25 protein-coding genes are annotated in these 25,006 nt (G+C 32.9%); 13 read left to right on the forward strand and 12 right to left on the reverse strand.

The features are described from left to right. Window positions 1-83 precede the first annotated feature (83 nt). Window positions 84-1,298 carry an RsmB/NOP family class I SAM-dependent RNA methyltransferase gene (locus CDH50_RS12525; protein ID WP_100612630.1) on the reverse strand — a complete coding sequence of 405 codons (1,215 nt, stop codon included), beginning with the start codon at window positions 1,296-1,298 and terminating at the stop codon, window positions 84-86. 103 nt (window positions 1,299-1,401) lie between these two features. Between CDH50_RS12525 and CDH50_RS12530 the strand changes: the two genes are divergently transcribed. Beyond that, window positions 1,402-2,448 (forward strand): WD40/YVTN/BNR-like repeat-containing protein, encoded by a 1,047-nt coding sequence (locus CDH50_RS12530; protein ID WP_100612631.1) that lies wholly within the window; start codon window positions 1,402-1,404, stop codon window positions 2,446-2,448. Between the two features lie 40 nt (window positions 2,449-2,488). Here CDH50_RS12530 and CDH50_RS12535 read toward each other — a convergent pair whose 3' ends face one another. The 7 genes from CDH50_RS12535 to CDH50_RS12565 form a co-directional block, all read right to left on the reverse strand. Continuing rightward, window positions 2,489-2,926 carry a sensor of ECF-type sigma factor gene (locus tag CDH50_RS12535; RefSeq protein ID WP_100612632.1) on the reverse strand — a complete coding sequence of 146 codons (438 nt, stop codon included), beginning with the start codon at window positions 2,924-2,926 and terminating at the stop codon, window positions 2,489-2,491. Window positions 2,927-2,938: 12 nt separating this feature from the next. Further along, on the reverse strand, window positions 2,939-3,433 hold the full coding sequence (locus CDH50_RS12540) for a hypothetical protein (RefSeq protein ID WP_100612633.1): 495 nt from the start codon (window positions 3,431-3,433) through the stop codon (window positions 2,939-2,941). Between the two features lie 30 nt (window positions 3,434-3,463). Then, on the reverse strand, window positions 3,464-4,006 hold the full coding sequence (locus CDH50_RS12545; RefSeq protein ID WP_232732011.1) for an RNA polymerase sigma factor: 543 nt from the start codon (window positions 4,004-4,006) through the stop codon (window positions 3,464-3,466). Window positions 4,007-4,301: 295 nt separating this feature from the next. Continuing rightward, window positions 4,302-6,137 carry an ABC transporter ATP-binding protein gene (locus CDH50_RS12550; protein WP_100612634.1) on the reverse strand — a complete coding sequence of 612 codons (1,836 nt, stop codon included), beginning with the start codon at window positions 6,135-6,137 and terminating at the stop codon, window positions 4,302-4,304. Beyond that, window positions 6,137-7,867 (reverse strand): phospho-sugar mutase, encoded by a 1,731-nt coding sequence (locus CDH50_RS12555; protein WP_198513495.1) that lies wholly within the window; start codon window positions 7,865-7,867, stop codon window positions 6,137-6,139. The genes CDH50_RS12550 and CDH50_RS12555 overlap by 1 nt, the downstream gene beginning before the upstream one ends. 150 nt (window positions 7,868-8,017) lie before the next feature. Beyond that, window positions 8,018-8,968, reverse strand: coding sequence for a glycosyltransferase family 2 protein (locus tag CDH50_RS12560; protein WP_100612635.1), 951 nt, complete (start codon window positions 8,966-8,968; stop codon window positions 8,018-8,020). A gap of 37 nt (window positions 8,969-9,005) precedes the next feature. Next, on the reverse strand, window positions 9,006-9,536 hold the full coding sequence (locus tag CDH50_RS12565) for a DUF4199 domain-containing protein (protein WP_100612636.1): 531 nt from the start codon (window positions 9,534-9,536) through the stop codon (window positions 9,006-9,008). A gap of 156 nt (window positions 9,537-9,692) precedes the next feature. Between CDH50_RS12565 and CDH50_RS12570 the strand changes: the two genes are divergently transcribed. The 5 genes from CDH50_RS12570 to CDH50_RS12590 all read left to right on the forward strand — a co-directional run bounded on the left by CDH50_RS12570 (window position 9,693) and on the right by CDH50_RS12590 (window position 13,401). After that, window positions 9,693-9,944 (forward strand): type B 50S ribosomal protein L31, encoded by a 252-nt coding sequence (locus CDH50_RS12570; protein ID WP_100612637.1) that lies wholly within the window; start codon window positions 9,693-9,695, stop codon window positions 9,942-9,944. Between the two features lie 156 nt (window positions 9,945-10,100). Continuing rightward, on the forward strand, window positions 10,101-11,276 hold the full coding sequence (locus CDH50_RS12575) for a GlmU family protein (protein WP_100612638.1): 1,176 nt from the start codon (window positions 10,101-10,103) through the stop codon (window positions 11,274-11,276). Window positions 11,277-11,315: 39 nt separating this feature from the next. After that, window positions 11,316-12,227, forward strand: coding sequence for a TolB family protein (locus CDH50_RS12580; RefSeq protein WP_100612639.1), 912 nt, complete (start codon window positions 11,316-11,318; stop codon window positions 12,225-12,227). Between the two features lie 64 nt (window positions 12,228-12,291). Further along, window positions 12,292-13,005 (forward strand): lysoplasmalogenase family protein, encoded by a 714-nt coding sequence (locus CDH50_RS12585; RefSeq protein WP_100612640.1) that lies wholly within the window; start codon window positions 12,292-12,294, stop codon window positions 13,003-13,005. A gap of 123 nt (window positions 13,006-13,128) precedes the next feature. After that, the gene (locus tag CDH50_RS12590; protein WP_100612641.1) at window positions 13,129-13,401 is read left to right on the forward strand and encodes a hypothetical protein; all 273 of its coding nucleotides are present in this window, start codon (window positions 13,129-13,131) and stop codon (window positions 13,399-13,401) included. On the opposite strand, the gene CDH50_RS12595 is transcribed toward CDH50_RS12590, so the two are convergent. After that, window positions 13,398-15,017, reverse strand: a complete 1,620-nt coding sequence (locus tag CDH50_RS12595; protein ID WP_100612642.1) for an ABC transporter substrate-binding protein — start codon at window positions 15,015-15,017, stop codon at window positions 13,398-13,400. The two genes, CDH50_RS12590 and CDH50_RS12595, sit on opposite strands and share 4 nt — an antisense overlap. Window positions 15,018-15,103: 86 nt before the next feature. Between CDH50_RS12595 and mtaB the strand changes: the two genes are divergently transcribed. Further along, on the forward strand, window positions 15,104-16,429 hold the full coding sequence (mtaB, locus tag CDH50_RS12600; RefSeq protein WP_100612744.1) for a tRNA (N(6)-L-threonylcarbamoyladenosine(37)-C(2))-methylthiotransferase MtaB: 1,326 nt from the start codon (window positions 15,104-15,106) through the stop codon (window positions 16,427-16,429). A 61-nt stretch (window positions 16,430-16,490) separates the two neighbouring features. Here the strand turns inward: mtaB and CDH50_RS12605 are convergent, their stop codons facing one another. After that, window positions 16,491-16,787 carry an N-acetyltransferase gene (locus tag CDH50_RS12605; protein ID WP_100612643.1) on the reverse strand — a complete coding sequence of 99 codons (297 nt, stop codon included), beginning with the start codon at window positions 16,785-16,787 and terminating at the stop codon, window positions 16,491-16,493. A gap of 115 nt (window positions 16,788-16,902) precedes the next feature. Between CDH50_RS12605 and CDH50_RS12610 the strand changes: the two genes are divergently transcribed. From CDH50_RS12610 to CDH50_RS12625, 4 genes are read left to right on the forward strand one after another with little or no spacing between them, the layout of a single operon-like run. Continuing rightward, entirely contained in the window at window positions 16,903-17,574 is a 672-nt protein-coding gene (locus tag CDH50_RS12610) for an alpha/beta hydrolase (RefSeq protein ID WP_100612644.1), read from the forward strand. A gap of 44 nt (window positions 17,575-17,618) precedes the next feature. Beyond that, window positions 17,619-18,539 carry a lytic transglycosylase domain-containing protein gene (locus CDH50_RS12615; RefSeq protein WP_100612645.1) on the forward strand — a complete coding sequence of 307 codons (921 nt, stop codon included), beginning with the start codon at window positions 17,619-17,621 and terminating at the stop codon, window positions 18,537-18,539. 30 nt (window positions 18,540-18,569) lie between these two features. Next, complete coding sequence (locus CDH50_RS12620; RefSeq protein ID WP_157804988.1) at window positions 18,570-19,451, forward strand: hypothetical protein; 882 nt, start codon at window positions 18,570-18,572, stop codon at window positions 19,449-19,451. Window positions 19,452-19,465: 14 nt separating this feature from the next. Next, complete coding sequence (locus CDH50_RS12625; protein ID WP_100612647.1) at window positions 19,466-20,137, forward strand: STING domain-containing protein; 672 nt, start codon at window positions 19,466-19,468, stop codon at window positions 20,135-20,137. A 13-nt stretch (window positions 20,138-20,150) separates the two neighbouring features. On the opposite strand, the gene CDH50_RS12630 is transcribed toward CDH50_RS12625, so the two are convergent. Together CDH50_RS12630 and CDH50_RS12635 are read right to left on the reverse strand one after the other, a co-directional pair. Then, a complete protein-coding gene (locus tag CDH50_RS12630) occupies window positions 20,151-20,726 on the reverse strand; it encodes a hypothetical protein (RefSeq protein WP_100612648.1) in 576 nt (191 codons plus the stop codon). Beyond that, window positions 20,716-21,615 (reverse strand): DUF6263 family protein, encoded by a 900-nt coding sequence (locus tag CDH50_RS12635; protein WP_100612649.1) that lies wholly within the window; start codon window positions 21,613-21,615, stop codon window positions 20,716-20,718. The genes CDH50_RS12630 and CDH50_RS12635 overlap by 11 nt, the downstream gene beginning before the upstream one ends. A gap of 250 nt (window positions 21,616-21,865) precedes the next feature. On the opposite strand from CDH50_RS12635, the gene rpmH reads away from it, so the two are divergent. Together rpmH and carB are read left to right on the forward strand one after the other, a co-directional pair. After that, a complete protein-coding gene (gene rpmH / locus CDH50_RS12640; protein ID WP_038527912.1) occupies window positions 21,866-22,027 on the forward strand; it encodes a 50S ribosomal protein L34 in 162 nt (53 codons plus the stop codon). A gap of 112 nt (window positions 22,028-22,139) precedes the next feature. After that, window positions 22,140-24,992, forward strand: a complete 2,853-nt coding sequence (gene carB, locus CDH50_RS12645; RefSeq protein WP_100612650.1) for a carbamoyl-phosphate synthase large subunit — start codon at window positions 22,140-22,142, stop codon at window positions 24,990-24,992. Window positions 24,993-25,006 lie beyond the last annotated feature (14 nt).

Below are 25,006 nucleotides of genomic sequence, written 5' to 3' on the forward strand. Positions count from 1 at the left end.
TGATATAAATATGCCGTTGAAAATTTTGAGTTATTCACGTTGTTATCAACTATAAAAAAAGCGACTTTAAAGTCGCTTATATATTATTCCTTCCTCTCCAGCAAAGCCATATAAAATCCATCAAACCCCGATTGATGCGATAATACTTTTTTGTCCTTTAAAAGTGTAAAGCTTTTTCCTGCTTCCGATTTTAAAAAGGTTTTAACTTGGTCTTGGTTTTCTGATGGTAAGATTGAGCAGGTTGCATACACTAATTGTCCGCCTACCTTTACTATTCTGGAATATTGTTGTAAAATATCTTGTTGGGTCTTTTTTATTTTTTCAATAAAATCGGGTTGTAATTTCCATTTGGCATCGGGGTTTCTTCGTAAAACGCCCAAACCAGAACATGGTGCATCAATCAAAACACGGTCGGCTTTATCATATAATTTTTTAATGACTTTGGTAGAATCAATGGCTCTGGTTTCAATGTTGTGGGCACTGTTGCGTTTGGCACGACGTTTTAATTCATGAAGTTTGTTTTCATAGATATCGAGAGCAATAATTTGTCCTTTATTTTCCATTAAAGAGGCAATATGCAATGTTTTTCCGCCCGCACCTGCACAAGCATCAACCACGCGCATGCCGGGTTGTACATTTAGAAATTCGGCTACCAATTGAGACGATGCATCTTGAACTTCAAATAAGCCGTTTGTAAAAGCGTCCGTAGTAAATACATTGGCGCGCTCTTTTAGTTTTAAGGCGTGTGGATAATCGGGAAGAAAATCCGTTTCAAATCCTAAGTCAAATAACTCTTCCTGTAATTTTTCTTTGGTGGTTTTTAGGGTATTGACTCTTAAAATAACATCGGCTTGTTCGTTTAAGGCTTCCATTTCCTTGCTCCAAATTTTATCGCCAAGTTCTTTTGCGCCGAGTTCATCTATCCAATCTGGAATGGATTCCTTAAATTTTCTAATTTTTGAAAGTTCATCAAAACGACCTTTTATTTTACGTGTTGGTGTCTCTTCAAAATATTTCCAATCGGGTAATTTAATGCCTTTTAAGGTTGCCCAAACGGCAAACATGCGCCATAGATTATCCCGGTCAAAAGGTTCTTTAACTTCAGAAATTTCGGCATATAATCGTTTCCAACGCACTATGTCATACGTGGTTTCTGCAACAAAGGCACGGTCGCGCGCACCCCAGCGTTTATCGCGTTTTAATAATTGTTGAATCACTTTATCGGCATAATGGCCTTCATTGAAGATTAACGTTAATCCGTCAATAACCGAAAAGCATAAATTTCTGTGTAATCGCATGGTTTGTAAATAAGGCTGCAAAGTTACATTAATATGTTGATTTGTTGAATCGTTTAGGTCTTTATTCGTTTAGCTTTTATATTTTTATACACAATTGAAATTTATGAAACAGCTTTGGTTTTTTTGTATATGTATAGCGTTTTTGTTTTCCTGCGGAGAGAAGGGAACATTTATACCAAGAAATTTTAATAAAGTACAAGTTGAAACTATTTATTCTGATTCATTATTGAGCATCCGGGCTATTGATATTTTAAATGATGGAAGTTTGGCCTTTGCAGCTAATGATGGTGTTTTCGGATTGTACAATCCCAGAAAAAATATGTGGCAAACATCCGTTCAAACTTATGATACTTTAAATTTAGAGTTTAGGGCCGTGGCTCATACGGCAACCGATTTTTTCATGCTGAGTATTGAGAATCCAGCATTGTTATACAAAACAGGTAATCAAGGAAAAATGGACTTGGTGTATAAAGAAGATACGACAGGTGTTTTTTACGATGCCATGGTGTTTTGGAACGACAACGAAGGTATTGCGGTAGGGGATAGCATGAACGGATGTTTATCCATTATTATTACTAGAGATGGAGGGAATACTTGGAAGAAAATAGCATGTGCTAATCTTCCAAAATCAGAAGATGGCGAAGGTGCTTTTGCTGCTAGTAATACCAATATTAAAATCGTAGGAGACAAAACATGGATAGGAACCACAGCCGGGAATATTTATATGTCTGATGACAAAGGATTAACTTGGGATGTTGTAAAAACACCTATTGTAAATGCCAAAGACACCGAAGGCATATATTCTATTGATTTTTATGATGAACTTAATGGATTTGCTATTGGTGGTGATTATACCAATCCTGACGCGAATGCTGCCAATAAAATTAAAACCTCTGACGGTGGAAAAACATGGCAATTAGTTGCTGAAAATCAAAATCCGGGTTATAGCAGTTGTGTACAATATTTACCAAATTTGAATGCTAAGGCATTGGTGGCGGTTGGATTAAAAGGGATTGATTTTAGTAACGATTCTGGAGCAACATGGAAACACTTAAGTGACGAACCTTTTCATACGCTTCGTTTTTTAAATGATAGTGTGGCATATGGAGCAGGATTCAAAAGAATTTCAAAACTCACTTTTAGTGAATAGGTTTAATAAAAAAGGGATGTTAATTAACATCCCTTTTTTATTATTTGTTGTTATTTTCTCTTCTTCGTTTATTAAATTCTTCTAGCATTTTTCTGTTGAAGTCTTCTTCGGCAGTTTTTAAAGCTAAAATCTTTTTTGCTGGAATAATGCTTCGGAGTTTCTTTATTAATTTAACGTCTTCAGCATGGATTTTACCTTCTATCTCAACAGCTTTATTTAAAAGTTCATTTGCTTTTTCATCTGAAATGGAAGCATAATTTTGTCTAATTTCATGAACTACTTTTCGAAACTCGTTAAATTTAAGGTTGCTTACAGTATCGTCATAGGCGTTGTAAACAGGCCAAAATTGTTGTGCTTCTTTTTCGGTTAAATTCAGTTTTTCGGTTATAAAAGCAACTTTAAGGCTTTTAATTTTGTTTTCTTGAGAAAATATGTTTAGGGAAAAACATAAAGCTAAAGTGATGATAATGGTTTTCATTCTTATTTATTTTTATTCTGAAAAGTAATCTTCAATATCTATATTATTTAAGATGTAGTTTTCCATGTTTTCTTCAGAGAAATTATGCTCAATGAAATTTTCTTCTACAATATCTTCATTAGTCAAAAGTGATGCCATATCGTAAGAGTCTATATATTCATTCATAATATAATTTTCAACACTTGCGGTTTCTAAAGTTTCAAAAGAAACACTTTTTTTATTGAAAACAGATAAATTAAACAATAATAATATGGTTGCAGCAATACTAGAAACATAAAGTAAGTTGCGTCTTGTAAATAAGTTAATGACTTTAGTGTTCTCATTTTTAGAGATTTTACTAATAACAGTATCTTCTAAAGATTCAAAATAACCATTGGGAACTTTAAATCCAGAGCCATCTATGCTTTTAAGCTTCATTTGACTTAAAACAGTATCTTCTATACCTTCAAAATAATTGTCAGGTATTTTAAATCCAGTGTTTTTAATATTTTTTAATGTATCACTCATAACCCTTAGACTTGGTTTTTATATAAAGGTTTAATTTTTAGTTAAATAAGCTTCAATTTTTTTTACAGCTAAATGATAAGATGCTTTTAATGCGCCTTCACTAGTTTCTAAAATATCTGCTATGTCTTTGTATTTTAAATCTTGAAAGTATTTCATATTAAACACCAATTGTTGTTTTTGAGGCAGTTTTGAAATGGCTTCTTGTAATTTTAATTGCATCTCGTTGCCGTCAAAATATACATCTGATGCCAGATTGGTTATTGTTGAATCTTGTAATTCTTCGTTCGATATTAAAAGTTGTTTTGTGTTTTTGTTTAGTAATGTTATAGATTCGTTAGTGGCTATTCGATATATCCAAGAAAACAATTTACTATCTCCTTTAAAGTTATGTATGTTACTATAAATTTTAATAAACGTGTTTTGAAGTACATCGTCGGCATCATCATGAGATTTTACAATATTACGAATATGCCAATATAAACGTTCTTTGTAAAGCGTCATTAATGTTCTAAAAGCCTGTTCTTTATTTTTGTCAGATTTTAAATCTTCAACTAATTGTGCTTCGTCGGTCACAGAAAATATTATTCAAGTTAGACCGATAAATATACTAAAAGTTTAATCTTATAATTTGCAATTTTTATTAAAAAATTAATATTCTGATAATCAATATTTTAAACAAAAATAATCGATTAAATGCATTTTAAATACGATTAAATGCAATTTTTCTTGTGAGATATTTTTTTTTGTTTTAAGTTTGCTTCAGAAACCTACTTATGTTGTTAGTCTTCCCCAAGTCTAGCGATGAACGAAAAAAAAAAGGATAGAACCCCCAAATCTCTATCCTTTTTTATTTTATAAAGTTTCGTTGTTAGTCGAAACTTTGCATATCCACCAATTTTTTATAAACACCATTATTGGCAATGAGTTGGTTGTGCTTGCCTTTTTCTACTATTTCGCCTTTATTTAATACAATAATCTCATCGGCATTTTGAATCGTAGATAATCTATGCGCAATAACGATGGATGTTCTGTTTTTCATCATATTTTCCAATGCAATTTGAACTAATCGTTCGCTTTCGGTATCTAAAGCTGAAGTTGCTTCGTCTAAAACCATGATAGGCGGACTTTTAAGAACGGCTCTTGCAATGCTTAATCTTTGTTTTTGACCTCCAGACAATTTATTTCCTGAATCGCCGATATTTGTTTCTATGCCGTTTGGTAAGTCTTTTACAAATTCCCAAGCATTCGCAATTTTCAAGGCTTCAATAACGTCTTCGTCGGATGCATGATCATTGCCTATTTTCAAATTGTTTTTAATGCTTTCATTAAAAAGAATGGCATCTTGTGTAACAATGCCAAGTTGGCTGCGTAAAGATAAGGTTGTTAACTCGCGAATATCGAGGCCATCAATTAAAATCCTGCCTTCATTGACATCATAAAAACGGGTTATAAGATTAGCTATAGTCGATTTACCACTACCAGATTGCCCAACCAATGCCACGGTTTTTCCCTTTGGAATGGTTAATGAAAAATTCTTTAAAACATATTCATCTTGGTATTTAAATGAGATGTTCTCAAATATGATTTCAGAATCAAAACCTGTTTTAATAATAGCATTTGCTTTATCTCTTAAAGGGTTTGGCGTATCTATAATTTCTTGAATACGTTCTGCAGCAGCGCCACCTTGTTTTATATTGTACAATCCTCTTGAAATAGCTTTAGCTGGTGTTAATATATTGTAAGCTAAACCCATGTACGCAATAAATGAACTTCCATCTAATGAATTATCAACTAAAACTAATTGGCCACCATACCATAAAAGAATTGAAATAACTAAAATCCCTAAAAACTCACTAGTTGGTGATGCTAAATTTTGACGGTTTAATAATTTATTTGAAAAGTGATAAAATCGGGTTGTGGACTCTTGGAATTTATCATTAAATTTTTCTTCGGCATTAAATCCTTTAATGATACGGAGTCCTGTAAGTGTTTCTTCCAAAGTGGATAATATAATACCCTGCTCTTTTTGAACGCGATCGGATTTTCTTTTTAAGCTTTTACCAACATAAGAAATAATGATTCCTGAAATAGGAATAAAAATAAAAACAAATAGCGTAAGGCTAGGACTAATAATCAACATCATTATTATAGTGAAGATTATCGTTAGCGGTTCTCTTACTATAAGTTCTAAAACTGGTAACATAGAGTATTCCAGCATCGAAACATCGTTGGTAACACGAGCCATGATATCACCTTTTCTTTGTTCAGAAAAAAAAGAAAGCGGTAATTCGACTGTTTTTTTGTAAATGTTGTTTCTGATGTCCCTTACCACACCATTTCTTAAAAAAACCATGAAGTAGTTCGCTAAATACCCGAAAATGTTTTTTAATAAGAACAAAATGATGATGCATGTAATGACTAAAAGCAATGCTTTAGATTTGTCATCTTGTGCAAACTCATGTACTTGATACGCCATTGTATCTTGATAATAATTTTTTAGACTTCCAATACCTTCATAGACTGGCTTTTTTATGATTAATTTACTTGAAGGGTCTTTTTCCTTAAATAGAACATCAAGCATTGGAATTAAAGCAATAAATGACAAAGCTCCAAATAAAGCAAAAAACACATTAGAAATAATGTGTCCTATGGCATAACTTTTATAAGGTATGGCGTACCGTAAAATATTTCGAAAGTGCCCCATTAACTAAGTTTCATGTCTTTTAAAATAGCATCAATTTTTACGTCAAGCGCCGCTTCAGTTTCTTTAAACTTTGAAACGGACTCCAGTTTTGTATTGACGCTGATGTAAAATTTAATTTTCGGCTCTGTACCGCTAGGTCTTAAAGCTATTTGGCTACCATCTTCGGTGTGGTAAATTAGTACGTTTGATTTTGGTATATCAAGAACATCTTCTTTACCAGTTAACATATTTTTTGATATGGATAACTCATAGTCATCAATTTTAACCACTTTAGAACCGTTAACGATTTTAAATGGATTTTCACGGGCGTCAATCATCATTTGGTTAATTTCTTGAGCCCCTTCAATACCTTTTTTGGTTAATGACACTAATTTTTCTTTAAAATAACCATGTTCTACATACAGTTTTAATAGTTCATTGTAAAACGAACTACCATTTGCTTTTGATATGGCCGCAATTTCGCAAGCCAAAAGCGTTGACGTTACAGCATCTTTATCACGAACAAAATCTCCTACCATGTAACCAAAACTTTCTTCACCACCACCAATAAAATCAAGCTCAGGGAAATCATGGATTAATTTAGCAATCCATTTAAAACCAGTCAGCACAATTTTACTATCAACGCCATAAGCGTTTGCTAGATTGGTTAACATAGGTGTAGAAACGATGGTGGAGGCAATAAATTCCTTTCCTTTAATTTTACCTTCCGATTTCCATTTTTTCAATAAAAAATCGGTCATCATTAACATGGTTTGATTTCCGTTCAATAATTGTAGTTTATTTTCAGAATTACGAACGGCTACACCTAATCGGTCACAATCTGGGTCGGTTCCAATAACGATGTCAGCACCCACTTTATCAGCAAGTTCCAAGGCCATTTTTAAAGCAGCGGGTTCTTCTGGGTTTGGTGATGCTACTGTTGGGAAATCCCCATCAGGCACTTCTTGTTCCTTTACTATATGTACATGTTTATAGCCAGCACGTTTTAAGGTTTCTGGTACGGCAGTGATGGATGTACCATGTAGCGATGTAAACACAATTTTTAAATTATCTTTCGCTTCTTGAGAACCCCCAACACACCCATTTTTTACTGAAGCGTCAATAAATACATTATCTACATCTTTGCCTATGTAATGGATTAGACTAGTATTAGGTTGAAATTTTATGTTTGAATATTCAACTTTATCAATAACTCTAATTACGGCTTCATCATGTGGTGGTACTAACTGACCGCCATCTTGCCAATATACCTTATAACCATTATATTCGGGAGGATTGTGCGACGCTGTTAAAACAATGCCGCAATGACAATTTAAATGTTTTACGGCAAATGATAATTCTGGGGTTGGGCGTAAATCTTCAAATAAATACACTTCAATATTGTTTGCTGAAAATACATCGGCAACCACTTTGGCCAAGGTTTTGCTATTATGTCTGCAATCAAAAGCAATAACGGCTTTAGGTGTTTCATTAGGGAAACATGTATGTAAATAATCACTTAGCCCTTGCGTGCTTTTTCCTAGCGTATATTTGTTGATTCTGTTGGTTCCAACACCCATAACACCACGCATACCACCAGTTCCAAACTCTAAATCTTTATAAAAACTTTCTTGAATGTCTTTAGGGTTGTGGGCAATACTATCTTTAATGAAATCTTGAGTTTCTTTATCAAAAGATGGCGTTAACCATTTGTTTATTCTATCAAGAATTTTTGGCTCAATATAAATCATGGTTGTGGTGTTTAAAATTTTTAATGATTATAGTCATTTGGAACATTACAAAAATATATAATTAAGAGGTTAGTTTTAGGTTTTTATAAAGCATATTTGTAACTTAACATTAAATTTTGAAATATAGAATCAATATATAGTTTAATGTTTTTAATTCAAATTTAGATATTCTTTTACAGCATAGCGTTTTTTATCTTGTTTGGTACGAAGGATGATTTCCCCTAAAAAACCAGCTACAAAAAATTGAGTCCCTATAATCATAGTAGACAGTGCAATATAAAATTGCGGTCTTTGAGTTATCAATCTACCAGTTGGGTTCAAAAAGATTTTGTCAATGCCCAAATACAGTGAAAAGCCAAAACCAATAATAAGCATGATGGCACCTAAAGCACCAAATAAATGCATCGGGCGTTTGCCAAAGCGGGACAAAAACCAAATGGTTATTAAATCTAAAAAACCATGGATAAAACGATCCATCCCAAATTTGGTTTCCCCATATTTTCTGGCTTGGTGCTGAACAACCTTTTCGGTAATTTTTATAAACCCGGCATTTTTAGCTAAAACAGGAATGTAACGGTGCATTTCGCCATTTACGTCAATGTTTTTTACTAGATCATTTTTATAAGCTTTTAAGCCGCAATTAAAATCATTTAGCTTAACACCAGAAGTTTGCCTGGCGGCCCAATTAAATAATTTGGAAGGCAAATTTTTAGAAAGTATAGAATCGTAACGTTTCTTTTTCCAACCAGAAACCAAGTCGAAACCATCAGAAATAATCATATTGTAAAGATCTGGAATTTCTTCTGGGTTGTCTTGTAAATCGGCATCCATGGTAATGATAACGTCACCCTGAGCCATTTCAAAACCAGCATGAAGCGCTTGCGATTTTCCGAAGTTCTTAAAAAAGCGAATGCCTTTTACATGTTTGTTATTGGTTGATAATTGTTTGATAACATGCCATGAATCATCGGTACTACCATCGTCAATAAAAATAATTTCGTATGAAAAATGATTGGTTTGCATCACTTTTGCAATCCAATCATGTAATTCGTTTAAAGAATCTTGTTCATTAAGTAGTGGGATAACTACAGATATATTCATTTAAAAGGCCTTTCTAATTTCTACAAAGGTAAAGAAATTATGATGCGTTTGGGTCAGTTTTTTTCAATGCTGCAGCAACGATAAGGCCAATAACACTGAAGAAAACCAAATATCCTGCAAGTCCTTTTAAGATGTTTAGTATAGAATATTGATTTTGGGATTCGATTTGTTGAACAGCTTCTGCAATTTTATCGCTAGGTGTATTGAATCTTTCCAGCATTTGAATAGTACTCTCAACGGTTTTTTCTTTTAAAACCCCAGCGGCTTCAGTATCTATAAAATTAAATAACAAATAGGAAACAATAGTGCTTACTAAAAGTCCGATGAGCACAGTTATAAAGTATGAAGTGAATGATTCTTTAAACGTTGCATATCCATTTTGTGCTTGTTTGGTTTTGGCTACTGAAATGATTCCAAAAACGATGATAGCAATAAAAATGAAAATACCGTACCACATATTGGTTAATAAATTTAAATCTATAGCATAGGCTAATGCGGTTAATATAGCTAGCAATGAACCTAAATAAAGGCCGTAATGAGTAGCCAATGTTTTTGTAGAATTTTCCATGATTTTTAACTTTAATGTTAGATATTTAGTTAGTATTCAAATATAATAAAACGTTACAAAAGGCGAGATAATAAAAATTTATAAAAAGTATTGTGAATTTGTAAAAATTACCTAAATTTGCACTTCCAAAATTGAAAAGAATAAAAGCATTTAGCGATGAGAAAAGGTATACACCCAGAAAATTATAGAATAGTAGCATTCAAAGATATGTCTAATGACGATGTGTTTTTAACAAAATCTACTGCTGCAACAAATGAAACCATTGAAGTTGACGGTGTTGAATATCCAGTTATTAAAATGGAGATTTCTAGAACATCTCATCCGTTCTACACTGGAAAATCTAAATTGGTAGATACTGCTGGTCGTATTGACAAGTTTAAAAACAAATATTCTAAGTTTAGCAAATAAACTAGTTTGTATAATATATTTATTAAGCCTTTCAGAATTGAAAGGCTTTTTTATTTTAAGCAATTAGCCTACTTTTGAATAGTTAACTAATAAGTTTAAGTTTTAAGCAAACTACTTTTAACTCTTAACTTTTAACTTTTAACTCTTAACTTGATTATGAACTACATTCTTTTTGATGGTCCTTCGCGTAATAATCTATTGCCATTTACATTTACCAGACCAGTAGCAGATATTAGAATTGGTATTTTAACCATCAGGGAAAAATGGGAAACGTTTTTAGATTCTACCACAACCACGGTTACGGAAGATTATTTATCTGATAAATACCCCATGGTTGAAATGGATGAAAATATTATGATAAACGCATCTTATCTCCCTAATTTAGAGTTGGTTGAAATGATTAAGAATTTAAAAGAAAACCAAGCTGTTTTTAAAGGAGAAGATGTGATTGCTTTTTTCACAAAGGACACGCAAGAAGATGTTAATTTTGAAACCTATGAAGCTTTAGAATATCATGATGATGGTATTAAAATAGAGCATACTTGGGACATTTTTTCTAAAAACGGTGATGCTATTCAAGACGATTTTAATCTATTGACAGAAGGCAGAAAATCTAAGCCTATACCTCCAGGTAATAATGTCATAGACCCAGAGAATATTTTTATTGAAGAAGGTGCCAAGTTGCAATTTGTAACACTCAATGCGAGTACAGGACCTATTTATATTGGAAAAGATACAGAAATTATGGAAGGTTCCATCATTCGCGGACCTTTTGCTCTTTGTGAAGGAAGTATTGTAAAAATGGGAGCCAAAATTTATGGGCCAACCACTATTGGTCCTTACAGTAAAATAGGAGGAGAGGTTAATAATTCGGTGTTATTTGCGTATTCCAATAAAGGTCATGATGGTTTTTTAGGAAATTCTGTTTTAGGGGAGTGGTGCAATTTGGGAGCTGATACAAATACCTCTAATCTCAAAAATAACTACGAAGAAGTGCGCCTATGGGATTACCAAACGGAAGGTTTTGCTAAAACCGGACTGCAATTCTGCGGACTTATGATGGGCGATCACAGTAAGTGTGGCATTAATACCATGTTTAATACAGGAACAGTAGTAGGTGTGAGTGCCAATATTTTTGGAAGCGGATTTCCAAGAAATTTTGTGCCCAGTTTTAGTTGGGGCGGTAGTAGCGGATTTACAACCTATTTAACTAAAAAAGCTTTTGAAGTTGCCGAAAAGGTAATGGATAGACGTCATATGGCATTTACCGAACAGGACAAAGCTATTTTGGAACACGTCTTCGAAGAAACGAAAAAATATAGAAGGGAATAAATAACTTTTCATATTTTACTTCTAATCAACGAATTAATTATGAAGTGTTTATATTTTTTATTCTCATTTTTAATAATGCCTTTTGCGTTTTCACAAGAGGACTCCTATGTCATTTCAGAATTGAAAATAAATGATGAACGGCCGCATTTTAGTCTAAATTACCATAAGAATAAAGTTTACTATATCTCTTATCTGTTAAATAAAAGCGGGAAAATAAAAACAGTTTCAGGCAATCCTTCGCTGACTATTTTTGAAGCTCAAATAATTGATGGCGAAATAGTAAATGAAGCTCCTATAGTATTAGATTCAGAAACAAATATAACGAATGTTTCGAGTGTTCTCTTGTCGCCTGAAGGTACAAACCTTTATATCACGGTAACTTACAATAACAAAAACAAACCTAAAGGCGAGTTTAACGTAGAAAATTTTCATATTGAAGTCGGTGAATTTGTAACAGGTAAGGGTTGGACAAATTTTAAAGTACTGCCTTTTTGTGATCCAAGATATTCTTATGGACATCCAACTTTTAGCAAGGATGGAAAGACATTATATTTTATAGCCAACATTAGAGGTGGAAGTGAGGCAGCGAAAGGTGCTTCCGATATTTTTAAAGTAGATGTTTTAGGAAATAATATTTATGGAGAACCAAAAAACCTAGGTACCAAAATTAATTCCTTTAGTAAAGAAATGTATCCATTTATCAGTGACGATAATACCTTATATTTTGCTTCCAACAGGCCGAATGGTTTTGGTGGATTTGATATTTACAAAAGCAAAATGAACATTGATGGTAATTTTGATAAAGCTCAAAAATTACCAGAACCAATAAACAGTAAGCAAGATGATTTATCCTTTGTTATAGATTCCAAGAATGGCACCGGATTTTTTTCATCAAAGCGTAGCGGAGGTAAGGGAGAAGATGATATTTATTATTTTATTTCAACAGAATGATGACTTAATTAATTTATTGTAATAATTTTATTATATTTCGTAGCGTAAAATCAACTAAAGGAAAATGATTAAATCTATTTTCATAAATAATATAAGGTTTGCAATATTTTTTTTATTAATTCTTTTAGTTGATGTTTATGTGAAGATTTACTCTAATAATCCGAATGACAGATTTTTAACAAAGCCTTTGGTTTTACTGTCCTTAATTACCTATTATTACTTCAATAAAAAGCACAAAAACCAAAAATTAGAACAAAATGTTTTATTGGCATTCATTTTTTTTCTCTTAGGTGATATTATGATTTTAAACTATTTGAATAGTCTTTTTTTAACACTAAGTATGCTTTTTTTCGGACTTGGTAAAGTGTTTTTCTGTCTAAAATTTAAAAGTAAAGAAGATTTTGAATTTTCCAGACTTCTCCCATTTTCAGTGATAATCTATATATTTATCACTTTTATTATTTCAGTGGTTTATAAAAATTTGCAGGCTTTTCTTATTCCGGGTTTGATTACTTTATTTATATCTCTGCTGATGCTGAATTTAGCTTACTTACGTAAAGATAAATTTTCAAAAGAATCTTATTTGTATGTTCTTTTTGGGTGCATATTATTTGTTTTAGTGGAGAGTTTCAATGCTATTTATACGTTTAATAAAAACTTGCCTTTTCCAAACTTTTTAATAGTGCTTTTTTATGGAATTTCTATATATTTAATTGTTGTTGGAATTGTAAAAGAAAGAATAATTAAGGTTTTGAATGAAACAGACAATGATGCTTAGTTTTATTTAAAAATCAATCTCAAGACAAGAATTAAAATAAAAATAAGTTATGTTAGGAATTTTACTTATTTACTTCATTTGAAAACGGTTTTATGATTTAGCTGAAGAATTTAGCCAAAATAAATGGCTGTATGCTATTTAAGTATTGTTGTTTATTACGCAGCTGGAGTTTTATTTGGAGTGGTTTTGGGAGTTTTAGCTTTGATTTTTGAATGGGATCTTGATTTAGAGAATAATTTTGGGATTAACTTGTTAACTATTCCTATTGGATTAATTGCAGATTGGGCGTTTTACATGATTCTGGAAAGTAGATGGAAGAAAAAGATGCTGTTAGTCAATAATAAATTGAAAAATGAAATAGAAGATATAGGTAAGTCTGCTGAAGATGTAAATTAATCTTTTTTAACCCGTTTCAATTCCAAAATATACACAGGATTAACTTCTAATCCTTTGACATTTTTTCTGTTAAATCGTATAATCTCATCATAAAAAAGAGGCACTACAGGTGCTTGTTTCATAATTAAGGAATCCATTTTAGTGTAAAGTAAGTTTCTCTTTTCATCATTGGTTTCCGTAAAAGCTTCTTGATACCACGTATCAAATAAGTCACTTTTAAAATGTGTATAATTGGGACCATCAGGCGCAAAATTTTTACTGTAATAAAGTGATAAATAATTTTCAGCATCAGGATAATCCGCCACCCAACTGGCTCTAAAAATATCAAGTTTTCCATTGGCTTTAGCATCTTTTAAGGCTGCTCCTGGAATCACGTCAATATTTACTGTGAGTCCGATTTTTTGAAGCTCACGTTGAATGTATTCAGAAAAGCTCAAGTAATTCCCCGTTGTTGTAATCGAAATTTCTGGATTTTGAATTCCGCTTTCCTTTTTAAATTGTTCAACTAATTGTTTTGCAATATCAGGTTTATAATTAAATCCGAGTGTTTCACTATAACTCGGCAACCCTTTTGGTATAAAACCACCTTCGGCAGGAATGCCAATGCCATTGCGTAAATAAACCATCATTTTTTTTCTGTCAAAACCATAATTAATGGCTTTTCTAATGAGTTCCGATTGTATTTCAGGAATCTCTGAATCCAAATAAAACGCTAAATATTCGGTATTTAAATAGGGGCCACGAACCATATCAACATCGTTTGAATATTCATTTCGGAGTTCGCCAGTAGCAGTCAAAATTTCATCTTTATAGGACGCATCCAACGCAATCATAAAATCGATATTTCCTTGTGTAAACTGTAAAAACTCACTTTGTTTATCGGGTAAAAAAGTAATAGCAACGGCTTCTAAATAAGGCAAATTATGGCCTAAACTGTCTTTTTCAAAGTAATTCGGATTTCTTCTAAAGACTAATTTTAAGTTTTCTTCCCAACGTTTAAATTTAAAAGGACCAGTACCAATAGGGTGTGACCTAAAATCGCTACCATAAAATTCAACAATTTCTTTAGGAACAACCGAGCAATATTTCATAGTCAATAGTCCTAAAAATGCTGGAAATGGTTGTTTTAATTGAATTTGAAAAAGCGTATCATTCACAGCTTTAAAACGTTCTACTTTTCCCAAAACCCAACCGCCTGGCGAGGCTACTTTTTTATCGATTAATCGGTTTAAACTATATTCAAAATCCGATGCTTTTACTGTCCTTGTGGAATCTTTTCCGAATCGTTCATGTTTATGAAAAAATACATCATCACGCAATGAAAAGGTGTATGTTAAGGCATCTTCAGAAATCGTCCAGCTTTTAGCAATACTTGGTTGAATATTTAAATTCCCATCCATTTGAACCAATCCGTTAAAGAGTTGATTCGTTGCCCATATATCTGAGATATCTTTTGAAAATGCGGGATCTAACGAACCTATATTTTTATGTTCGTTGTATCGAAAAACGTCCTCCTCTGTATTTGAATTGTTCTTAGTTCCGCAAGAGTATATAAATAAAACCACGCAACTAATTGATAAATAGTTGCTTATTTGTTTCAATGGAAGTTTTATCATATAACTTATTAGTTGTAAATTTGCAGTCTTTTAATGAAGGTAAATATAATGAGATTTCTGCCTTTGCGGAAACGACTATAAAATTAATGAGAAAAAAAGTCGCATTTTATACATTAGGTTGTAAACTTAACTTTTCTGAAACCTCTACGATTGCCAGAAGTTTTACGGATGAGGGGTTTGACCGTGTGGACTTTTCTGAACATGCTGATATTTACGTAATTAATACCTGTTCGGTAACTGAAAATGCGGACAAACGTTTTAAAACCATCGTAAAACAAGCTCAAAAAGCCAATCCGAAGGCCTTTGTTGCGGCTGTTGGCTGTTATGCCCAATTGAAACCTCAGGAATTAGCTGATGTAAATGGTGTGGATTTGGTGTTGGGTGCGACGGAAAAATTCAAAATCACTGATTATATAAACGATTTATCTAAAAACGACTTTGGAGAAGTGCATTCTTGCGAGATTGAAGAAGCCGATTTTTACGTGGGAAGTTATTCCATAGGCGACAGAACGCGTGCGTTTTTAAAGGTTCAAGATGGCTGTGATTATAAATGTACCTATTGTACCATTCCGTTGGCTCGTGGTATTTCACGAAGTGATACGATGAATAATGTGCTTAATAATGCTCGCGAAATTTCTGCACAAAATATAAAAGAAATTGTGTTGACTGGCGTTAATATTGGTGATTATGGTAAAGGGGAATTCGGAAATAAAAAGCACGAACACACGTTTTTGGATTTGGTTACTGAATTAGATAAAGTGGAAGGGATTGAGCGATTGCGAATTTCATCCATCGAACCCAATCTTTTAAAAAACGAAACCATTGATTTGGTGTCTAAATCCAGAGCCTTTGTACCTCATTTTCATATTCCATTGCAAAGTGGTAGTAATGACATTCTTAAAAAAATGAAACGCCGTTATATGCGGGAATTGTATGTAGATAGAGTGTCTAAAATAAAGGAAGTCATGCCAGATGCTTGTATTGGTGTGGATGTCATTGTTGGTTTTCCTGGGGAAACGGACGAGCATTTTCTAGAAACTTATCATTTTTTAAATGATTTAGATATTTCTTATTTACACGTGTTTACTTATTCTGAACGCGATAATACCGAAGCAGCCGAAATGGAAGGCATTGTACCAATGAATGTGAGGAATAAGCGCAGTAAAATGTTAAGAGGTTTGTCGGTTAAAAAACGTCGTGCATTTTATGAAAGTCAGTTAAAAACCAAAAGAACCGTGTTGTTTGAAGGCGAAAATAAGGAAGGCTACATACATGGTTTTACTGAAAATTATGTAAAAGTAAAAGTGCCTTGGAATCCGGAATTAGTCAATACATTACACGATATTGAACTCACTAAAATTGATGATGATGGCTTGGTTCGGTTCGATTTCGTGAAAGAACTAGTATTATAAAAAACAAAACATCCAAAGTTTATTAACTTTGGATGTTTTGTTTTTGGTCTTTTTTAAGATTCTAAATAATAACTCCCACAGGAAGCATACGCTTATACTTTCTGTTACTCCTTACAAACTTAGCAATTTCAGGACTTGTTGGTACAACACTTAAATTGCGTTCTTCAATTTGTTCAAAAACGGCACATAAAAACTGTTTTTTAAATTCATCGTCTTTAATAGCGTCTGGAATGATGAGTTTTGTTAAAAAAATCTTTCGGTCTTGCAAAGAATACTCAATTTTAGCGAGGTGGTCATCAATTCTGATTTCATATTGGCGTAAGAAATCATTGTCTATTAGTTCAGCAACATCAATCATGGTATATGTTTTTAATTAAATGGAATCTAAATAATGGAAGACTATTTTGTAGCTTTGCTATGCAAATATACAACAAAAAATCCTTAATAAAAAGGGTTATACCTGTTAAAACCTTATGTATCAACCTATAATACATGTCTATTTCATGCCAGGTATGGCTGCCAGCCCTAAAATTTTTGAATACATTAAATTGCCAGAAAACCAATTTCAAATTCATTATTTGGAGTGGTTGTTACCAGTTGATAACGAGTCTATTACAGGCTATGCTTTGCGTATATCAAAAAACATAAAACATGATAATGTGGCATTAATTGGAGTGTCTTTTGGGGGTGTAATCGTTCAAGAAATCAGCAAACATATAAACCTTAGAAAATTAATTATCATTTCTAGCGTTAAATCATTATATGAATTACCAAAACACATGCAACTTGCAAAAATGACTATGGCTTATAAATTATTGCCCACACAATTAGTCGGTAATATAGATTTATTTGCCAAATATGCCTTTGGAACTAATGTAACAAAGCGTTTGGACTTGTACAAAAAATATTTATCAGTTAATGATAGCCGTTATTTAAGTTGGGCTATTAAAAACATGATTTGTTGGAATCAAGAAGTGCCGAGTCCAGATATTATTCACATACACGGTGAAAATGATACGGTATTTCCCATTAAAAATATCAAGGATTGTATCACTATAAAAAATGGTTCACATATCATGATTATTAATAAATACAAATGGTTTAATGAACATTTACCATCCTTAATTTTGGGAAACGAGCATTAAAACTTAAAATTATTTTTTTTATCTTTAAACAAAACTTATTAGTTATGAAAATTATAGAGAGAACGTTGGCATTGGTAGGATTATTAAGTTTATGCGCCCTATTTGTATATGCCCTACAAGATGCGCCAACCGATGAGAATTTCGAGAAACAACTCATCAACGATTATAACGTTTACGCGCTGCAAATACCAGATGAATTAAATTTTGCTGGAGAGCCCATGCCCCTTAAAGATCCAGACACCTATGAGCGCATGGACAGAGAATTGTTGGTAAACACGTATTGGCAATCAAACGCCTTGTTAATGTTTAAACGAGCCAAAAAATACTTCCCAATTATAGAGCCTATACTTGAAAAACATGGGATTCCAGAAGACTTTAAATATTTAGCAGTTATTGAGAGCGGACTGACCAACGTGGTGTCACCAGCAGGCGCAACAGGCGTTTGGCAAATCATGCCCGCTACTGGCAGGGAGAACGGCTTAGAGGTTAATGATAATGTTGATGAACGGTATAGTCTAGAAAAAGCTACTGAAGTTGCCTGTAAATATTTGAAAAAATCAAAACAAGATTTGGGTTCATGGACATTAGCTGCTGCTGCTTATAACGCTGGTAATGCAGGCGTTTCTAGACGTATGAAAGAACAAAATGTGAAGAGTTATTACGATTTGCTTTTAGGGGAAGAAACAGGACGCTATGTATTTAGGATTGTTGCTTTAAAGGAAATTTTAACCAATCCAGATAAATATGGCTTTAATTTTAGGGAAAAAGATTTATACAATAATATCCCCACCTTTAAAGTTGAAGTGGATTCTTCGGTAACGGATTTTACCAAATTTGCCGAAAAATATGGTATCAACTATAAAGTGCTGAAGCTGCACAACCCTTGGCTTAGAGATAGACATCTTATCAATAAAACTAGAAAAAAATATGTTATTGATATTCCTGAAAAAGGGTATTATAATTGATATAACGTGCTTTAATTTTCTATGGACATATTGAAAAAATTTATTTTACTATTTGTTGCTGTCTCTTTATTGTCTTGTGATAAAGATGATGTTCCTTTGAATGACAACTTAAAGTTAGAAAGCTATTATGCATTATACATGGATTATGGCCCTAATATAGATCCACTTTATGGTTATGGAGGATACTACCCTCTAGTTCAACTTGAATATTCGAAAAATAAACTTGCCCAGCGAAAAGGGGATTTTCTGCTAAGTTTTAATAGTTTAGGTTATGTTTTTAATTCTAGTTTTCACGAAGATATAGTCGATGAATTATCGTATTCAAAAAATAAAATTATAATTGAAAAAAAATCATATAATCCATCAATCGATAGATTGTATAACAGATTGAGAACAATAGATTTAAGTAATGATGGCCACATGATAAAAAAAACAATTTTAGAATTGGGCGCATCCGGAAATTTTAGTGATAAAGACACTGTTACCATTCAATATACCTATAACCAGAATAAATTATTGACTAAAGCTTATTTAACTAAGAAAATTAATTCTTCTACCATTGGTAGACGGTTTTATGATAATTCTTTATATTATTATAATCAAAAAGATAATCTTGATAGTATAATTACTATCAGGCAGACTTATGAAGATATAGATAAGAAGCTTATACCAATTCAGAAAATCGTTGAAGTTTTCAGTAATTACGATAATGCATCAAACCCAACAAAAAATCTTTTTATGTTTGATGAAACTTTTAAAAGATCATTATCAAAAAACAACTATGCATCTTATACAAATAGTGTTTATACCTATTCTAATGATGGAGTACTTAGCTCAACCCCTAGCTCATTATCAAGTAAGAATTGGACCTATGCATATGATGAGGAAGGAAATATCAGGCTTGGTTTATAACAAAGTTTTATATAATGAAATTAAGTTTTAAGTTTTTTCCAATTAAGGACTTATTTTATTCTGTTGTTCCAACAGCAGGTACTTATGGTGGTTATTTGCAAGGCATTGCTCCAGAGTTTTTTCCAAATATGTGGGTTGCCATTGTTATAGGTCTTATTTTATCTATTATTTTAGCGCTGGTCTTTTATTATGAAAATGTAAAAGCCTATAAAAAGTCGCTTGCCGAAATTCTAGCAACAGGCTATTTTATGAATTTTACGGGAAGGTTAGGGAAGTTGCTTAAAACAAAAACACCGATACATTTTTCATTTCCAGATGGCAGTATTAAAACGTTTACATCGGATGCCATACGGGTGGAAATTGGTATGCCAGTCAGTTTAGCATCCCTTAATGCTTATAGTGAAAAAGTAGAAATGAATTCTGATATTGTATATGTTAGGGAACAAACCTCTAGTGAACCCTTTTGGATCCGTGCTAATGTTGAAGATAACAAGCTAATTATATATGAGTTTCCCAGAACCTTGTTTTCCATATCAAGATATATGAAAGAAGATTTTACGGATGTAGCCAAAGCCGAAAAAAACTCTAAAAGAATTTATGCTTTCTTCCATGATAAAATTAACCAGCTTAGAATTGAATACTCCAGTGAAATTTCAAATGGTAAGTTGAATTTTATATCTATCTAAAAGTAAATTAAGACTATCCTCTCTTTTTCTGTGCTCTAATGGAGCCTCCAGCACCAAAATGTTGATTTGGCATTTGGGCACGTTTCATGTTCTCTTTCATCATTTTTATCTGGTCGGTCAACATGCCTTGTTTATCCAATTTTTGGGCTTCAGAGAGCAATTTTTCAGCTTCTATTTTTCTGCGTTTAGAAAAGGCAATACCAGATAAATTCAATTTTGCCATCGCCAAATCGTGGTTCATGGATAATCCCAATTCCACTGCCTTCTTAAAATATTTTTCGGCTTCATTCATATTGGTTTGAGATACCATAATCCCGTGCAAATAATTAAAATACCCTTGTTGTTTTTTTACAAGTGCAGATTCTGGGTTTTTAATCTTGTCCAGCCATTTTTTGGCACCTTGGAAATCTTGTTTACGCAATCTTAAAAATGCTAAAAGGATAAATTCATTTTTAAAATATAAAAACACAAAAATTAATGATAGTAATATAAGCATGATGCCATTGCCAATATTGTTTTCTGTAAATTGATATACTGCATATGCATTAATAGCAGCTACAATAATGAGTTTTATAATTTTATTGTACATGTTTAATTGTTTTATAGGTTGTAGTCGATGTTATAGTGGTTGGTATGTCCATGTCTTCCATTTGTGTCATTACTGAAACGCCTTTGGCCGTTTGTTTCACGACCATGTCTTTAATGAATCCAGATGTTTTACTAGCGGTTAATTTGGTTTGTTGTTTGCCAGTTAATGTCATAGATAGGTTTTCTTGCTTAGTAGACATGGTAATATCGCTATTGGCACTCAATTCCAATGTTTTTTCGGTTATGGCATCCAGCTTCCAAGTGTTTTTAGCATCCAAAGTACCTTTGTAATGATTAACCCAAGTGTCGCCTATCTTTACTTTTTTATTCGGGTAAATAAAAGTCATCTGTTCAAAACTCTGAGCTAAACTTTTGTTCCCGAATTCCTTTTTCATGCTTTCCACCATGACTTGTTTTGTGAGTTCATCAGAAATTCCAGCCTTAGATATCATTTTAGTAATCATTTTTTCTGTTCCAGAAACAGATTTTATTCTACCGTTTTTAAGCAATTCCATTTTTAATTTGGCACCAATCATTCCTGAAAAAACTTGGGCTTGGATATCATCTTTTGAAATACTATTTTTTGTGTCAATATTATTAACTTCTCCATAAATATTGGAAGTTGTTATCATTTTAAATCGATCAAAATTAAAATTAATAATATACGTACTATCGGTTTTTTGTGAAACAACAAACGTATAATCAGCTTCAATGATGTTTTTCAACTCGTGTTTTGTCCCATCCAACTCTTGGATAATATCTTGCGTTGCTTTTTGAAATACAGTCATGCTATCGCCGACCTTTAAATGATATTCTAGGATGTTTTGAGCAGATACAACATGAGAGAATAGGGCTGTAAACAGCAATATTCCCTTAAAAAAAACAGACATTGATTTGATTTTGCTTTCGGTGTACAAAGAAACTAAATTTTTATGGAAAGAACTATATAGGTTTTTAACAAAAATGAGGGGATTAACATAATTAAATACGGGTGTTTGGTGTTGAATTTTAAAATTTCATCAATAAAAAAATATTTTTAAAATAAGGTTTGTCAAAGTAAAAACTCTTTGTATATTTGCCCCCAGTTTTGGAGAAACACCATATAGATAAATACAATACAGATTTTAAAGATATAAGACAATGAGTAAAAGAACATTTCAGCCATCAAAAAGAAAGAGAAGAAACAAGCATGGTTTTAGAGAAAGAATGGCTTCTGCCAATGGAAGAAAAGTGCTTGCTCGTAGAAGAGCTAAAGGCAGAAAAAAATTGTCTGTGTCATCGGAGTCAAGACATAAAAAATAATGATTAACAATTGTTAATATTTAAAAGGTGTTACTTAAGTGTAATGCCTTTTTTTATGTCTGCTAATGCCTATTTTTGTAACATATTGTAATACACTATTTAAACATTAAAAATGCCTAAAAATTCACAACTAAAATCTATTTTAATTATTGGTTCAGGTCCTATTGTTATTGGACAAGCGTGCGAATTTGATTATTCGGGAACTCAAGCTTTAAGATCGCTTAAGGAAGATGGAATTGAAACCATCCTTATAAATTCCAATCCGGCAACTATCATGACCGATCCAGCGATGGCCGATCATGTGTATTTGCTTCCGCTTACCACCAAATCAATTATTAAAATCCTCAAAGAACATCCACAAATTGATGCCGTTTTACCAACCATGGGAGGACAAACAGCCTTAAATTTATGTATTGAAGCTGATGAAAAAGGTATCTGGAAAGATTTTAATGTCGCTATTATTGGTGTCGATATTGATGCCATAAATATTACTGAAGACAGAGAGAAATTTAGGGAATTGATGCTTAAAATAGGTATCCCAATGGCGCCACAAGCCACAGCGACGTCTTACTTAAAAGGTAAAGAAATTGCTCAGGAATTCGGATTTCCTTTAATAATTAGAGCTTCTTTTACTTTGGGTGGAGCTGGTGCTTCTTTTGTGCATAGAGAAGAGGATTTTGATGAGTTATTAACGCGTGGATTAGAGGTTTCTCCAATTCATGAGGTTATGATTGATAAAGCTTTAATTGGTTGGAAAGAATATGAGTTAGAGTTACTTAGGGATTCTAATGACAACGTGGTTATTATCTGTTCCATAGAAAATATGGATCCGATAGGCATTCATACAGGAGATTCCATTACGGTTGCTCCAGCTATGACATTAAGTGATAGAACCTACCAAAAAATGCGTGATATGGCCATCCACATGATGCGTAGCATTGGTGATTTTGCTGGCGGATGTAACGTGCAATTTGCTGTATCTCCAGATGAAAAAGAAGATATTATTGCTATTGAAATTAATCCTCGTGTATCTCGTTCTTCAGCTTTGGCAAGTAAGGCGACTGGATATCCAATTGCAAAAATTGCCGCGAAATTGGCATTAGGATATCATTTAGACGAACTTCAAAATCAAATTACAAAATCGACTTCAGCATTATTTGAACCGACTTTAGATTACGTTATTGTAAAAATACCACGTTGGAATTTTGACAAATTTGAAGGTTCTGATAGAACGTTGGGACTTCAAATGAAATCCGTTGGAGAAGTGATGGGTATTGGTCGTTCTTTCCAAGAAGCGCTTCATAAAGCAACCCAATCTTTGGAAATTAAACGAAATGGCTTAGGAGCAGATGGCAAAGAAAATAAAGATTACAACCAAATTATAGAAAAGCTTACCAATGCATCATGGGATCGGGTTTTCATTATTTATGATGCCATTGCTATGGGAATTCCGTTAAGCCGAATTCACGAAATCACTAAAATTGATATGTGGTTTTTAAAGCAGTACGAAGAATTATTCCTGTTGCAAAAAGAGATTTCGACATATAAAATTGATACCATTCAAAAAGACTTATTGCTTGAAGCGAAACAAAAAGGGTATGGTGACCGACAAATTGCGCATATGCTGGGTTGTTTGGAAAGTCAGGTTTACAACAAGCGTGAAGAATTTGGTGTGAATCGTGTTTATAAATTGGTTGATACTTGTGCAGCGGAATTTAAAGCGCAAACACCTTATTACTATTCCACTTTTGAAAGTGATATGGAAACTGCTGATGGTAAACGATATGCAGATAATGAAAGTGTGGTTACCGATAAGAAAAAAGTCATTGTTTTAGGCTCGGGACCAAACCGCATCGGACAAGGAATTGAATTTGATTATTGCTGTGTTCACGGAGTTTTAGCAGCTGCTGAATGTGGCTATGAAACCATCATGATTAACTGTAATCCCGAAACGGTTTCAACAGATTTTGATATTGCCGATAAACTATATTTCGAGCCTGTATTTTGGGAGCATATTTATGATATCATAAAACATGAAAAACCAGAAGGTGTTATTGTTCAGTTAGGTGGACAAACGGCTTTAAAACTTGCTGAAAAATTAACCAAATATGGTGTTAAAATTATCGGAACCAGCTTTGAATCCTTGGATTTGGCCGAAGATAGAGGACATTTTTCTAACTTATTGAAAGAAAATAACATTCCTTATCCGCAATTTGATATTGCGACCACAGCAGATGAAGCTTCGGCGATTGCTGATGTGTTGGATTTCCCAATTTTGGTAAGACCTTCTTATGTGCTTGGTGGACAAGGCATGAAAATCGTCATCAACAAACAAGATTTAGAAAAGCATGTGGTAGATTTGTTGAGCCAAATGCCAGGAAATCAATTGCTGTTAGATCATTATTTAGAAGGTGCGATAGAAGCTGAGGCTGATGCTATTTGCGATGGTGAAGATGTTTACATAATAGGTATCATGGAACACATTGAACCATGTGGTATCCATTCCGGTGATAGTAATGCCATGTTGCCACCATTCAATTTGGGCGATTTGGTGATGCAGCAAATAAAAGACCACACCAAGAAAATTGCCTTGGCATTGAATACGGTTGGTTTAATAAATATCCAATTCGCCATTAAAGACGATTTAGTTTATATTATTGAAGCGAATCCAAGAGCCTCGCGAACCGTACCATTTATTGCAAAAGCATACGGCGAACCTTATGTAAACTATGCTACGAAAGTGATGTTGGGTGATAAGAAAGTAAAAGATTTTAATTTCAACCCACAATTACAGGGATATGCCATTAAGCAGCCTGTATTTTCGTTTGATAAATTCCATAATGTCAATAAGAAACTGGGGCCTGAGATGAAGAGTACTGGAGAAAGCATTTTGTTTATCGATAGCTTAAAGGACGATGAGTTTTACGAGCTGTATTCCAGACGAAAAATGTATCTTAATAAATAAAAAAAATGCCGCAA

The sequence above is a fragment of the Confluentibacter lentus genome (genome assembly GCF_002806995.1).
Lineage (GTDB): Bacteria > Bacteroidota > Bacteroidia > Flavobacteriales > Flavobacteriaceae > Confluentibacter > Confluentibacter lentus.

Coding starts and splice junctions, on each gene's coding strand:
- CDH50_RS12525 (WP_100612630.1), bottom strand. CDS start 1,298: ATGCGATTACACAGAAATTTATGCTTTTCGGTTATTGACGGATTAACG.
- CDH50_RS12530 (WP_100612631.1), top strand. CDS start 1,402: ATGAAACAGCTTTGGTTTTTTTGTATATGTATAGCGTTTTTGTTTTCC.
- CDH50_RS12535 (WP_100612632.1), bottom strand. CDS start 2,926: ATGAAAACCATTATCATCACTTTAGCTTTATGTTTTTCCCTAAACATA.
- CDH50_RS12540 (WP_100612633.1), bottom strand. CDS start 3,433: ATGAGTGATACATTAAAAAATATTAAAAACACTGGATTTAAAATACCT.
- CDH50_RS12550 (WP_100612634.1), bottom strand. CDS start 6,137: ATGGGGCACTTTCGAAATATTTTACGGTACGCCATACCTTATAAAAGT.
- CDH50_RS12555 (WP_198513495.1), bottom strand. CDS start 7,867: ATGATTTATATTGAGCCAAAAATTCTTGATAGAATAAACAAATGGTTA.
- CDH50_RS12560 (WP_100612635.1), bottom strand. CDS start 8,968: ATGAATATATCTGTAGTTATCCCACTACTTAATGAACAAGATTCTTTA.
- CDH50_RS12565 (WP_100612636.1), bottom strand. CDS start 9,536: ATGGAAAATTCTACAAAAACATTGGCTACTCATTACGGCCTTTATTTA.
- CDH50_RS12570 (WP_100612637.1), top strand. CDS start 9,693: ATGAGAAAAGGTATACACCCAGAAAATTATAGAATAGTAGCATTCAAA.
- CDH50_RS12575 (WP_100612638.1), top strand. CDS start 10,101: ATGAACTACATTCTTTTTGATGGTCCTTCGCGTAATAATCTATTGCCA.
- CDH50_RS12580 (WP_100612639.1), top strand. CDS start 11,316: ATGAAGTGTTTATATTTTTTATTCTCATTTTTAATAATGCCTTTTGCG.
- CDH50_RS12585 (WP_100612640.1), top strand. CDS start 12,292: ATGATTAAATCTATTTTCATAAATAATATAAGGTTTGCAATATTTTTT.
- CDH50_RS12590 (WP_100612641.1), top strand. CDS start 13,129: ATGGCTGTATGCTATTTAAGTATTGTTGTTTATTACGCAGCTGGAGTT.
- CDH50_RS12595 (WP_100612642.1), bottom strand. CDS start 15,017: ATGATAAAACTTCCATTGAAACAAATAAGCAACTATTTATCAATTAGT.
- mtaB (WP_100612744.1), top strand. CDS start 15,104: ATGAGAAAAAAAGTCGCATTTTATACATTAGGTTGTAAACTTAACTTT.
- CDH50_RS12605 (WP_100612643.1), bottom strand. CDS start 16,787: ATGATTGATGTTGCTGAACTAATAGACAATGATTTCTTACGCCAATAT.
- CDH50_RS12610 (WP_100612644.1), top strand. CDS start 16,903: ATGTATCAACCTATAATACATGTCTATTTCATGCCAGGTATGGCTGCC.
- CDH50_RS12615 (WP_100612645.1), top strand. CDS start 17,619: ATGAAAATTATAGAGAGAACGTTGGCATTGGTAGGATTATTAAGTTTA.
- CDH50_RS12625 (WP_100612647.1), top strand. CDS start 19,466: ATGAAATTAAGTTTTAAGTTTTTTCCAATTAAGGACTTATTTTATTCT.
- CDH50_RS12630 (WP_100612648.1), bottom strand. CDS start 20,726: ATGTACAATAAAATTATAAAACTCATTATTGTAGCTGCTATTAATGCA.
- CDH50_RS12635 (WP_100612649.1), bottom strand. CDS start 21,615: ATGTCTGTTTTTTTTAAGGGAATATTGCTGTTTACAGCCCTATTCTCT.
- rpmH (WP_038527912.1), top strand. CDS start 21,866: ATGAGTAAAAGAACATTTCAGCCATCAAAAAGAAAGAGAAGAAACAAG.
- carB (WP_100612650.1), top strand. CDS start 22,140: ATGCCTAAAAATTCACAACTAAAATCTATTTTAATTATTGGTTCAGGT.